Genomic DNA, 12,580 nt, shown 5'->3' on the forward strand with positions numbered 1-12,580 from the left:
GTTTCTGATGGGTTCTGATAGATTATATCAGAGCTGTCTTGCCTTCCCAAGCGGCGGACGGCTACTGCTTTGGCGTCACCGGCAGGCTGGGAGGAGCAAATGACCGACGTGGCGCTGAACCCGCGCGGCAGGCGGGACTACGACCTCCTGGGCGCCGATGGGCGCCGGGCGGTCGAGACGGGCCTCGCCGCGGCCGAGTGGTACCACACGGACGTGCCGCGCAAGCAGATGAAGGAGCTGATGCAGCGCTCCGACGGGCCGGCCATCCGCGACACGATTCTCTGGCTCGGGCTGCTGGTGCTGTTCGGCGCAAGCGGCGTCTATTTCTGGGGCACCTGGTGGTGCGTGCCGTTCTTTGCCGCCTATGGCGTGCTCTACGGATCGGCGAGCGACTCGCGCTGGCACGAGTGCGGCCACGGCACGGCGTTCAGGACGCAGTGGATGAACCGGGTCGTCTACCAGATCGCCTGCTTCATGATCATGCGCAATCCGGTGACCTGGCGCTGGAGCCACGCGCGGCACCATACGGACACCATCATCGTCGGGCGCGATCCGGAAATCGCGGTGATGCGTCCGCCCGACCTCGTGCGCCTCATCCTCGGCTTCGTCGGCATCTCGGACGTCTGGTATGCGATGAGCGACATGATGCGCAACGCCGCCGGGCACCTCAGCGCGGCCGAGAAGAGCTTCATCCCGGCAATGGAGCAGCGCAAGGTAGTCCGCACCGCGCGCATCTGGGTCGCCATCTATGCGGGCGTGATCGCGCTTTCGATCTACATGCAGTCCATCCTGCCGCTGATGCTGGTCGGGCTGCCGCGGCTCTACGGGGCCTGGCACATGGTGATGTGCGGCCTGCTGCAGCATGGGGGGCTTGCCGACAACGTCACCGACCACAGGCTCAATTCGCGCACCGTCCACATGAACCCGGTCAGCCGCTTCATCTACTGGAACATGAACTACCATGTGGAGCACCACATGTTCCCCATGGTGCCCTACCACGCGCTGCCGCGGCTGCACGCGGCGATCAGGCATGACCTGCCGGCGCCGACGCCCTCCATCTGGGCGGGCTACAAGGAGATGATCCCGGCATTCCTGCGGCAGCTGCGCTACGAGGACTACTTCATCAAGCGCGAGCTGCCGCCGACGGCCAAGCCCTATCGCGAAGACCTGCACGTGCCGCCGATGCCGGGCGCGGCGGCCGCGCAATAACCAAACTCGAGGAGACGACCATGGGCCGCTGGGTCACTGCGTGCGCCATCGATGACGTGGACGAGGAGGACGTCATCCGCTTCGATCACGAGGGCAAGGTCTACGCCATCTACAAGAGCCCGCAGGGCGAGTTCTTCGCCACCAATGGCGTGTGCACCCACGAGCACGCCTATCTCTCGGACGGGCTGGTGATGGGCGACATCATCGAGTGCCCCAAGCACAACGGGCGCTTCGACTACAGGACGGGCGCTGCCAGGAGCGCGCCGGCCTGCGTCGACCTCGCCACCTTCCCGGTGCGGATCGAGGGCGAGGACGTCCTCGTCGAGGTCGGATGATCATGGCCGGCAGGGTGATCGTGGGCGCGGGCGAATGCGGGGCCCGCGCGGCCCTGGCACTACGCGGCAGGGGCTTTGATGGCCCCATCCATCTCGTCGGCGAGGAAGCGGAGCTGCCCTACGAGCGGCCGCCGCTTTCCAAGGCCGTTCTGGCCGAGGACGGTGCGCCGCCGCGCCAGGTTGTCAACGAAGCAGCGCTTGCCGAACGCTCGATAACGCTGCATCGGGCCAACCCGGCCGTCGCGATCGACCGGGACGCACGCATCGTCCGCCTCGCGGATGGCGGCGCGCTTTGCTACGACCTCCTGCTGCTCGCGACCGGCGCACGGCCGCGCCGCCTGCAGAAGGACGGCGCCGAGATCGCGGGCATCCATTATCTGCGCCACATGGCGGACTGCCGGGCGCTGCGCCAGCGGCTCGGCAGCGGCGCGAAGCTGCTGGTGCTCGGGGGCGGATTCCTCGGGCTCGAGATCGCCGCCACCGCCCGCCGGCGCGGCTGCGCCGTGACGCTCATCGAAACGCAGCCGCGCGTGCTGATGCGCGGCGTGCCGGCGGACATCGCCGACGTGGTCGCCGCCCGGCATCGCGCGGCGGGCGTCGACCTGCGCTGCGGCGTCGGCATCGCCGGCATCGCGGCGGACGAGACCGGCGCCGCGGTGACCCTTGCCGATGGGAGCCGGCTCGCCGGCGACCTGCTGGTCGCATGCGTCGGGGCGGTGCCCAACACGGAGCTCGCCGCCGCCGCCGGACTCACGGTCGACAACGGCATCGTGGTCGACGCGCGGCTGCGCACCGGCGATCCGGCGATCTTTGCGGTGGGCGACTGCTGCGCCTTCCCCCTCTCCAGCCGGGACGGGCGGGTGATGCGGCTCGAGAGCTGGCGCTGCGCCCTCGAACAGGCCGAGGCGGTCGCGGGAAGCATGCTCGGTGAGGAGAGACCCTTCGAGACCGTGCCGTGGTTCTGGTCGGATCAGTACGAGCTCAGCCTGCAGGTCGCGGGGCTGCCCGAGCCGGATCATGCGATCGTCGAACGCCGGCTCGCGGACGATGCGTTCATTCTCTTCCACCTCGACGCCACCGGCCGCCTCGCGGCGGCGAGCGACATCGGCCCGGATGGCAGCATCGCGCGCGACATCCGCCTCGCCGAGATGCTGATCGCGCGGCGCGCACGCCCGGACCCGGCGCTCCTCTCGCGCGCGGAGGTCAAGCTGAAGGGCCTGCTGGCGGCTTAGAGCCTTTCATGGATTAACCAAATCAGCGGCTCTATCGCCTCCCGGCCGCCTCGTTGCGACAGCAAACCTAGAACCGCGTCCGCGGCGCCTTTACGGAATTGCGGACGATCAGCTCGGCGCGGAACAGCACCTCACGCTCGCGCGGTTCGCCGCCTTCGAGAAGGGCAAGGAGCATGTCCATGGCGCGCTCGCCGATGTTGAGGCGCGGCTGCTTCATGGTGGTCAAGGCGGGCGTGACGAAGCTCGAGAACGAGATGTCGTCGAACCCCATGACGGAAAAATCGGCCGGCAGGTCGTAGCGGCGCGCGTTGAGGGAGATCATGACGCCCAGGGCCGTTGCGTCGTTGACGCAGAAGAAGGCGGTCGGCAGGTGATCGCGCACGAACATCAGCTCGGCGGCGGCGCGTCCGCTCTCGGTGGTGCCGTCGCCGTCGATGATCATGGCCGGATCGACGGCGATGCCTGCGCCCTGGAGGGCCGCGCGATAGCCGCGCTCGCGCAGGCTGTTGACCGCGCGGCCGGACGAACGGCCGATGAACGCGATGCGCTTGTGGCCCTGGGCGATGAGATGCTCGGTCGCGATCCGCGCCGCCTCGAGGTTGTCGACGCCGATGAAGGGGATGTCGGCATTGGGCACCGGCTCGCCGACGGCGACCATAGGCGGCAGGCGCATGGACCCTTCCGCCTCGCCGATGCCGTAAGGCAGGTGGCCGGTGAGGAGGATCAGGCCGTCGGCCTGGTTGGAGCTGATGAAGCGCAGGTAGTCGGCCTCGCGCAGCGGATCGTTCTGGGTGTTGCCGATGAGCAGGCCATAGCCGCGCTTGCTGGCCTCGGTCTCGAGGCCGACGAGGATGTTGGAGAAGTTGGGATCGCCGACGTCGGGTGCCAGGATCAGGATCATGTTCGACCGGCGCATCCGCAGGTTGCGCGCCATGGCGTTGGTCGTATAGCCGGTCTGGGCGATGGCCTCGGAAACGCGGCGCCGGGTGGAATCGGCGACCTTGGTCGGTTCGTTCAGAGCGCGGCTGACGGTGGCAATGGAAACACCGGCGAGAGCAGCGACATCCTCGATGGTGGCGAGCTTCTTATGCAGCACCGCTGGCTCCCTGAACGGCTCGAGCCGCCCTTCTCCGCGCCTTAGCAGACGCCGGCCCTCCCCCGCGAGCCGCCGCTCAGGTTTATACACACAAGGCTGGATGTAAACCTTTACAGAGCGCATGAAAACCTTTACACCAACGGACAAGGAAGAGGAAGCCGGCACGAAAAGCCGGCCGTTTCCCGGGAGGACATCCATGGCCGGTCAGGGCGAGCCAGCAGCGCCTGTCGTTCTCGCTGCCAAGCGGGTGAGCAAGGCGTTCGGCGAAGTGCCGGTCCTCTTCAGCATCGATTTCGACATCCGCCCCGGCGAGGTTCACGCCATCATCGGCGAGAACGGCGCGGGCAAATCCACCCTCATCAAGATCCTGTCCGGCCTCGAGCGGCCGACGTCGGGCCATGTCGAGCTCGACGGGGCTCCGGTGGAGCTGCCGCCGGACGGGCAGGCGGTGAACCTGGGCATCGTCGTCATCCACCAGGAACTGAACCTTGCCGAGCACCTGACGGTCGCCGACTCGATCTTCCTCGGGCGCGAGCTCAAGTCCGGGCCGTTCCTCAAGCTGCGCGAGATGCGCGAGGGCGCGCGGCGCATCCTCGAGACGCTGCACGTCCACATCGATCCGGACGTGCGCATCAACACGCTCTCTGTCGCCGACAAGCAGATGATCGAGATCGCCAAGGCCATCAGCCGCGACGCGCGCGTGCTTATCATGGACGAGCCGACGGCGGTGCTTTCGGTCGCCGAGACCGAGACCTTCTTCGAGCAGGTCGACAGGCTCAAGGCCAAGGGCGTCGCCATCATCTTCATCTCGCACAAGCTCGACGAGGTGATGCGGCTGGCCGACCGGGTGACGGTGTTGCGCGACGGGCAGCTCATCGCGACCGTCGGCACCGAGGCGCTCACCCCCGATTCCATCGCGCAGATGATGGTGGGGCGCGAGCTTTCCAATCTCTATCCGCCCAAGCACGAGCCGGACGTCGACGCCGATACGGTGCTCGCGGTGCGCAACCTCATGGCGCCGGGCGTGCGCGACGTGAGCTTTGCCTTGAAGCGCGGGGAGATCCTCGGCTTTGCCGGCCTCATCGGCTCGGGCCGCACGGCGGTGGCCGAAGCGATCGTCGGGCTCTCGCCCCTCGACAGCGGGGAAATCCTGCACAAGGGCACGCCCGTGCGGTTTGCCGACGTTTCGAAGTCGGTGGCGGCGGGCGTCGCCTATATGACCAAGGACCGCAAGGGCAAGGGGCTGCTGCTCACCGCCAATCTCAAGGACAACCTGACCCTCCTGACGCTGAAGCGCCATTTCAAGGGACCGTTCCTCGACGACAAGAGCGAGACGCGGGCGCTGGAGCGGGCGGTGCGCCGGTTCGACATCCGGGCGCGCGACCCTTCGGTCAGGGTCGGTCAGCTCTCGGGCGGCAACCAGCAGAAGCTGATGCTGGGCAAGATGATGGAGGCCGAACCCGACATCATCATCATCGACGAGCCGACGCGCGGCATCGATGTGGGCACCAAGCAGCAGATCTACCACATCATCGCCGCGCTCGCCGCCGAGGGCAAATCCATCATCGTCATCTCCTCGGAGATGCAGGAGGTGATCGGGCTCGCCCACCGGGTTGTGGTGATGCGCGAGGGGCGGATCGCGGGAATCCTCGAAGGCGCCGAGATCACGGAATCGGAAATCATGCGGTACGCCGCGGGCATCAAGCAGGGTGGGGAAAATGAGCGTATCAGCGCCTGAGGCAGCAGCATCGCCGAGCAAGGGCTTCCGGCTGGACCTCAAGACGGCCGGACCGCTGTTGGCGCTGATCCTGCTGGTGGCGCTCGGCTATGCGCTCAATCCGCTGTTCCTGGCGGAAGGCAACGTCACCAATATCCTCACCCGCTCCGCCTTCATCGGCATCATCGCGGTCGGCGCAACGTTCGTCATCACGGCGGGCGGCATCGACCTTTCCGTCGGCTCGATGGCAGCCTTCATCGCCGGCGTCATGATCATCGTGATGAACTGGGCGGTCGAGAGCATGGGCGTCTCGATCTGGACGGTGCTGATGGGCATCGGCTGCTCGCTGATCCTCGGGATCGGGGCGGGGTTCATCAACGGGTTCCTGACCACCAAGGCCAAGATCGAAGCCTTCATCGTGACGCTCGGGACGATGGGCATCTATCGCTCGCTGGTGACCTATTTCGCCGATGGCGGCACGCTGTCGCTGGCCAGCGGCGCGCGCGAGATCTACCGCCCGGTCTACTACGACAGCTTCCTGCGCATCCCTTATCCGGTCTGGGTGTTCATCGTCGTCGCCATCATCGGCTGGGTGCTGATGAACCGCACCGCGTTCGGGCGCTACTGCATGGCGATCGGCTCGAACGAGCACGTGGCGCGCTATTCGGCCATCAAGGTCGACCGGGTCAAGACCTGGACCTATATCCTGCAGGGGCTCTGCGTTTCGCTCGCCACCATCATCTATGTGCCGCGCCTCGGCTCGGCGTCGGCGGCGACGGGCGTGCTCTGGGAGCTGGAGGCGATCGCGGCCGTCATCATCGGCGGCACCATGCTCAAGGGCGGCTTCGGGCGCGTCGGCGGCACGGTCATCGGCGCGCTGATCCTCACGGCCATCGGCAACATCCTCAATCTCACCGAGATCATCTCCAACTACCTCAACGGGGCGGTGCAGGGCGTGATCATCGTGGCTGCGGTCTACCTGCAGCGCGGCTCTCTCAGCGCCCGCCGCAAGAAGGCGGCGGAGTAAGCAATACCGCGTCCACCAAAGCGCGGGTTCAGGGCGTCACCCGACGCCAGTCACTTAGGGAGGACTACATGTCTTTGAAGGCATTGGCGCTGGGCCTGCTGGCCACCAGCGTTCTGACCGGGGCGGCCGCCGCCCAGGACGAGCAGATCAGGATCGGCGTCTCGATCCCGGCGGCGACCCACGGCTTCATGGGCGGCCTCAACTGGCATGCCGCCGAAGCCGAGAAGCGCCTGGAGGCCGCGCACCCCAATATCGACCTCATCATCGTGACCGCCGACGGTCCGGAAGACCAGGCGAGCGACCTCGAGGACCTCGTTTCCGTCCAGCAGATCGACGCGCTCGTCGTGCTGCCGTTCGAATCCGAGCCGCTGACCGAGCCGGTGCGCGCCGTCAAGGATACGGGTGCGTTCATCACCGTGGTCGACCGGGGCCTCACCGACCCGACCATCCAGGACGTCTATGTCTCGGGCAACAACACCGAGATGGGCGAGAACTCGGCCGAGTACATGATGACCCGGCTGGGCGAGGGCGACAACATCGTCATCCTGCGCGGCATCCCGACCGTGCTAGACACCGAGCGGTTCGACGCCTTCATGGCCAAGATCGAGGGCTCGGGCATCAACGTGCTCGACGACGAATTCGCCAACTGGAACCGCGATGACGGCTTCGAGGTGATGCAGGACTTCCTGTCGCGCTTCCCCGACATCGATGGCGTGTGGGCGCAGGACGACGACATCACCTTGGGTGTCGTGGAAGCCATCCGCCAGGCGGGCCGCGAAGACGAGATGTTCGTGGTCGGCGGCGCCGGCATGAAGGAGATCGTGCGCGGCGTGATGGAGGGCGATCCGCTCGTTCCCGTCGACGTGCTCTATCCGCCCGCCCAGATCGCGACCGCCATGGACGTGACCGTCGCCCACTTCACCTCCAACGGCCCGGTGCGCGGCGAATACATCCTCGGCTCGCCGCTGATCACCCAGGAGAACGCCGAGCAGTTCTACTTCCCGGATTCGCCGTTCTGATCGCAGCAATCCAATAACTTCAAGGGGCGCCGAAAGGCGCCTCTTTTTTGTGGAGCAGAGCACCATCGCCACCCACCGGCTGTCATCCCGGCGAAGGCCGGGACCCAGTACACACTGGCCCGGCGACTTTGCACCTCGCCAATCACTCCACCGGTCATTCCCGCGAAAGCGGGAACCTCTGTTTTCTAACAATAGCCCTGCAAACGGAGGTCCCCGCTTTCGCGGGGATGACCCTGTGGGTCGAAGGTATTGTGCCAGTCGCAGTGGCGTCGTTTACTGGGTCCCGGCCTTCGCCGGGATGACAGCCGGGCGGAGGCAAGCAGCGTGCCCTGTCCGCTCCTGCCCTTCCCTACCCCATCGCCTCCGCACCCAACCGCCTCAGCAGCGCATCCAGCATCGCCTTGCGCTTGCCTCCCCACTTCGCCGTGCGCGAGACGACGAGGCAGGCCTCGCTTTCGAGCAGCACGCCGTCCTCCAGCACGCGCAGCTGGTTGGCGGCCAGCGTCGAGCCGGTGGTGGTGATGTCGACGATGATGTCGGCGGCGCCAGATGCCGGAGCGGCTTCCGTAGCGCCGAGGCTTTCGACGATCCGGTATTCGGCAATGCCCGCCTGCGCAAAATGCTGGCGGGTGATGGTGATATATTTGGTGGCGATCCGCATCCAGCGCTTGCGGCGCGAGCGCAGGTCGGATGCGACGTCGGCGAGGTCGTGCATGTGGGTGACGTCGATCCAGGCGTCGGGCACGGCGACGACGACGTTGGCCTGCCCGAACCCGAGGGCGCGGGCGAAATGCACGGCCTGCGGGCCGCTCTCGGACGTCTCGTGGATGAGGTCGCGGCCGGTCACCCCGATATCGACGGTGCCGCGGATGAGCTCGCGGGCGATCTCGCCGGCGGGCAGGAACCGCACCGTCACCTCCGGGGCGCCTTCGAGCGCACCGAGATAGGAGCGGGCGCCGCCCGGACGGGTGATGGCGAGCCCTTCGCCGGCGAAGAACTCGCGGGTCAATTCTTCCAGCCGGCCCTTGGAGGGCACGGCGAGCGTCAAGCCGGTCATCGCGCCGCCTCCGCTTCCAGCCGGTCGACCCAGAGCGCGCAGCCGGAGGCCGCGATGGGAGACGTGGCGCCGAGCCGTTCCAGCAGCCGGTCGTATTGCCCGCCGGAGGCGAGAATCTCGTCCCCTCTCCCGCTCATCTCGAAGACGATGCCGGTGTAATAGTCGAGACGCGGCGAGAAATCGGCCTCGAAGACGACGTCCGCCTCGGAGCCCAACGCGACGAGATGACGGCGCAGCGTCGCGAGCGGCGCGGAGAGATCGAGCTTTCGCACATGCGCCAGCGCCTCGATGCGCGTCAGCGCCTGCAGGGCGGGGCCGGAGATGGCGAGATAGTCCTTAAGGAGGCGCAGCGTGTCGGCCGGCACATGGGCGGCGTCGAGCGCCTGCTGCTCGAGGTAGCGCTCGGCGATCTCCTCGGGGGTGCGGCTCTCGGTGAGGCTGAGGCCCGCGGCGGTCATGCGCCCGGTGATATCCTCCACCAGCGCCTTGCGGCTCGGCTGCTTGACGCGCGGCAGGTCCGGCGCGGCCGTCAGCCGGGCGAGGAGGCGCGAGAGCGCTTCCGGGTGGCCGAAGCGGTGGCGGATGCGCGGTCGCCAGGCGTCGGGCATGTCGGCCTGCGCGAGGAGCGCCTCGAACAGCCGGACGCCGCCGAGGCGGATCCTCGGTCGGGTGATGCCGTAGGCCGCGAGCGCATCGCGCGCGAACGCGAAGACGGCGTCGAGCGCGGCATCGGCGTTCTGCTGGGCGAGGAGCTCCAAGCCCGCCTGGTCGAACTCGGCGGGCCCGTCCTCGCGCTGGCGAAAGATGGGGCCGAGATAGGAGAACGCAGCAGGCTTGCCCGGCCCATTGCGGATATAATCGGCAACGATCGGCAGGGTGAAATCGGGCCGCAGGCAGTATTCGGCCCCGTCATTGCCGCTGGTGAGCAGGAGGCGCCGGCCGAACTCCTCGCCGGCGAGGTCGAAATAGGGGTCGGCAGGCAAGAGCAGGGGCGGATTGACCCGCTCGGCCGCCTGCGCGGCGATGACGGATTCGAGGGCGGTGCGGCGGGTGGCGGGGGTCATGACGCCCCCTTCACCTCTCCCTTGGGGGAGAGGTCGGCCCCTTGCGGCCGGGTGAGGGTGCCTTTCCGCGTGCTTGGACCTGAAGGCCCCCTCACCCGGCGCTGCGCGCCGACCTCTCCCCCGAAGGGAGAGGTGAAGGGGGTCGGCGGCTTTTGACGAAATGGCGCAAGACCATCCCCGCCCACGATGTCACCCCGGCGCAGGCCGGGGCCCATCCTGAGATACCGCAGCAGGCCGCCAGGTGGCTCGGTGTGCACCCCTACCCATGCACGTTGCGGCTGTGGTGGCGCCTCAGGATGGGTCCCGGCCTGCGCAGGGATGACATCCGGTGGGAGGGGAGCGTTCGGGGCCATATTCAGGACTGCCCCGCCAGCCACGCGGCGACGGCGGGCAGCGCCTTGATCTTTTCGACCATCTGCGAACGGTCGCACTCGAACTGGCCCGGACGTTCGGCTTTCCATTCGGCGTTGTCGGTGATGGCCTTGGCCGCTTCCTTGCCGGCGATCAGGTCCTTGATCTGCACGACGCCGCGGGCGCGCTCGTCGCCGCCCTCGATGACGACGGCGGGGGAGTTGCGCTTGTCGGCATAGGCGAGCTGCTTGCCGAAATTCTTGGTCTGGCCGAGGAACATCTCGGCGCGGATGCCGGCCTGACGCAGCTCGGCCACCATCTTCTGGTAGCCGGGGGTCTCGTCCCTGTCCATGACGAGGACGACGACGGGGCCCATGGGTTCAGTGGCCCCCAGGTTGCCGGTGAGCTTCAGGGCATTGGCGAGGCGGGAGACGCCTATAGAAATGCCGGTGGCCGGCACCGGCTCACGACGGAAGCGCGAGACGAGGCCATCATAACGACCACCGCCGCCGACGGAGCCGAAGACCACCTGCTGGCCCTTCTCGTTGGTGACCGGGAAGGTCAATTCGATCTCGAAGACGGGGCCGGTGTAGTATTCGAGGCCACGTACGACAGACGTATCTATCCGAATCCTTTTGGTCCCAAATCCGCCGGCGCGGACTAACCGACTGATCTGCTTAAGGTCTTCCACACCTTGAACCACACTCTCGTTCGAGGAAAACTCCTCAAGTGTGTAGTCCAAGACTCGAATATTCCCCAGAACATTCGCACCGACCGGAGTGCTACCAACTGCCTGTTGCTGACCAACTAAGTAGTCATCTTCGAGCAAGTCTTCATCGCGCATCAGCAAAAAATAGTCCCGCCGCCCTTCGTCGCGAATGACATAAAGTTTTTCTAAGCTATCGATCTGACTTGAGCTTAGCCCCGCACCCTTGGTGAAATCTCCGCTCTCGTCCTTTCGTCCATTGCCGAGCAGAAGGCGCACTCCATCCACCCCGAACTTGTCGAGCTTATCAATGGCGCGGAGAACAGTCAGCTTTTGACTCTCATCGATGACACCAACAGCCTCCATCACCCCATCCAGCACCTTGCGGTTGTTCACCCGCACCACGTACTTGCCCTTGAGCCCCAGCGCATCCATGACGTCGGCCATCATCATGCACATCTCGGCGTCCGCCTCCGGACCCGGCGCGCCGACCGTATCGGCGTCGAACTGCATGAATTGCCTGAAGCGCCCGGGGCCGGGCTTTTCGTTGCGGAAGACGTAGCCGGCGCGATAGGAGCGGTAGGGCTTGGGCAGCGCCTCGAAGTTTTCGGCGAAATGACGGGCGAGCGGGGCGGTGAGGTCGTAGCGGAGCGACAGCCACTGCTCGTCGTCGTCCTGCAGCGAGAAGACGCCGGCATTGGGCCGGTCGGTATCGGGCAGGAACTTGCCCAGCGCCTCGGTGTATTCGAACATCGGGGTCTCGACGGGGTCGAACCCGTAGCGTTCGTAGACCGCCTTGATCTTTTCGATCATCGCGTCGACCGCGGCGATCTCGCCGGGGGTGCGATCCTCGAAGCCGCGCGGCAGGCGCGGGGCGATGAGCTTTTGCTTGTCGGTCATTGGGAACGTCCTGAATTCGCGCCGTTTCCCTAGAGCCTTATGCGGTCTGATGCAATCGGAACGCCGGCTGCAGGTTCTTTATCGCCGTTGCTTTGACGGATCGGGGGGCAAGGGGCAACAGGGGGAAGCCGCAGCCTCCCCCTGCCTCATCAGCGTTTCAGCCAGATCATGGCCAGCAGCGCGTAGTCCGGGTTGGGAGGAACAAGGTAGGGGTTGTCCTCCACCGGGGGCAGGCCGAGGTCGGCCCGCAGGTAATCCGGCACGTCGGGCGGCCTCTTGGGGCGTCGCAGCCAGGAAAGGAGGGCTGCGAGAAGCTTTTCGAGGACGTTGCGCCGCGGCTCGGGCATGCCTTCGCTGATGGACCAGCCGTCGGTTGCGCGCAGCGCAAGGCTGCGCGGCTTTGCGTTTTGAAGAGTCATCTTGCCATCCGGACGCGCCAAAGCGCGCCGGCTCCATTGGTTTGGGTTGGTTGAAGCGACGACGAACGAACGCCCGGACGGAATCCGTGCCGTGGCGGAGCTATCGATGCGTCGTCAGGGGGTGGGTGCGTCCGCGCCGAAGGATCGGCGAGAAGAGCCCGGGCGGCCGAAAATCAATGTCGGCGGAGATGCACCCGGAAAGCACCCGTGATCGGAGCGTGTGCGGTATTATTCATACGACTGTCTCCCTGGTGCTGGTTGCGGACGAGAGGGTCAGTAGCTCACGTCGTCGTGAGTGGCAAGACCTAATGCGGCGGGTTGTCGCAGGCTCGAGCGAGTGTTGCATGAATGCAACAAGGGGTTCTGCAGGCACGATACGCCTCCCTCTTTGAGGGGAGGAATGAGGGTGGGATGGTTCCGGTGAGCCGCCGAGGCTTCCCCCCACCCC

At 66.5% G+C, this 12,580-nt stretch carries 11 protein-coding genes; 6 read left to right on the forward strand and 5 right to left on the reverse strand.

From position 1 onward, the window contains the following. Positions 1-99: 99 nt before the first annotated feature. From VE25_RS12795 to VE25_RS12805, 3 genes are read left to right on the forward strand one after another with little or no spacing between them, the layout of a single operon-like run. Positions 100-1,209 (forward strand): fatty acid desaturase family protein, encoded by a 1,110-nt coding sequence (locus tag VE25_RS12795; RefSeq protein WP_046109021.1) that lies wholly within the window; start codon positions 100-102, stop codon positions 1,207-1,209. Between the two features lie 20 nt (positions 1,210-1,229). Beyond that, a complete protein-coding gene (locus tag VE25_RS12800; protein ID WP_046109022.1) occupies positions 1,230-1,544 on the forward strand; it encodes a MocE family 2Fe-2S type ferredoxin in 315 nt (104 codons plus the stop codon). 2 nt (positions 1,545-1,546) lie between these two features. After that, entirely contained in the window at positions 1,547-2,776 is a 1,230-nt protein-coding gene (locus VE25_RS12805) for an NAD(P)/FAD-dependent oxidoreductase (RefSeq protein WP_046109038.1), read from the forward strand. Between the two features lie 67 nt (positions 2,777-2,843). Here the strand turns inward: VE25_RS12805 and VE25_RS12810 are convergent, their stop codons facing one another. Then, positions 2,844-3,872 carry a LacI family DNA-binding transcriptional regulator gene (locus tag VE25_RS12810; RefSeq protein ID WP_046109023.1) on the reverse strand — a complete coding sequence of 343 codons (1,029 nt, stop codon included), beginning with the start codon at positions 3,870-3,872 and terminating at the stop codon, positions 2,844-2,846. Between the two features lie 196 nt (positions 3,873-4,068). Between VE25_RS12810 and VE25_RS12815 the strand changes: the two genes are divergently transcribed. From VE25_RS12815 to VE25_RS12825, 3 genes are all read left to right on the forward strand, one after another. Next, positions 4,069-5,610, forward strand: a complete 1,542-nt coding sequence (locus VE25_RS12815; RefSeq protein WP_046109024.1) for a sugar ABC transporter ATP-binding protein — start codon at positions 4,069-4,071, stop codon at positions 5,608-5,610. Next, entirely contained in the window at positions 5,591-6,616 is a 1,026-nt protein-coding gene (locus VE25_RS12820) for an ABC transporter permease (RefSeq protein WP_046109025.1), read from the forward strand. The genes VE25_RS12815 and VE25_RS12820 overlap by 20 nt, the downstream gene beginning before the upstream one ends. A 68-nt stretch (positions 6,617-6,684) precedes the next feature. Continuing rightward, entirely contained in the window at positions 6,685-7,635 is a 951-nt protein-coding gene (locus VE25_RS12825) for a substrate-binding domain-containing protein (protein WP_046109026.1), read from the forward strand. Positions 7,636-7,984: 349 nt separating this feature from the next. Here the strand turns inward: VE25_RS12825 and hisG are convergent, their stop codons facing one another. The 4 genes from hisG to VE25_RS12845 all read right to left on the reverse strand — a co-directional run bounded on the left by hisG (position 7,985) and on the right by VE25_RS12845 (position 12,132). Further along, the gene (gene hisG, locus VE25_RS12830; RefSeq protein ID WP_046109027.1) at positions 7,985-8,692 is read right to left on the reverse strand and encodes an ATP phosphoribosyltransferase; all 708 of its coding nucleotides are present in this window, start codon (positions 8,690-8,692) and stop codon (positions 7,985-7,987) included. Next, positions 8,689-9,756: an ATP phosphoribosyltransferase regulatory subunit gene (locus VE25_RS12835; RefSeq protein ID WP_046109028.1), complete on the reverse strand. Its 1,068-nt coding sequence runs from the start codon at positions 9,754-9,756 to the stop codon at positions 8,689-8,691. The genes hisG and VE25_RS12835 overlap by 4 nt, the downstream gene beginning before the upstream one ends. Before the next feature lie 355 nt (positions 9,757-10,111). Beyond that, positions 10,112-11,713, reverse strand: a complete 1,602-nt coding sequence (gene hisS / locus VE25_RS12840) for a histidine--tRNA ligase (RefSeq protein ID WP_046109029.1) — start codon at positions 11,711-11,713, stop codon at positions 10,112-10,114. A gap of 149 nt (positions 11,714-11,862) precedes the next feature. Then, positions 11,863-12,132, reverse strand: coding sequence for a hypothetical protein (locus VE25_RS12845; protein ID WP_152664611.1), 270 nt, complete (start codon positions 12,130-12,132; stop codon positions 11,863-11,865). Between the last annotated feature and the right edge of the window lie 448 nt (positions 12,133-12,580).

It is taken from the genome of Devosia geojensis (assembly GCF_000969415.1).
GTDB lineage: Bacteria > Pseudomonadota > Alphaproteobacteria > Rhizobiales > Devosiaceae > Devosia > Devosia geojensis.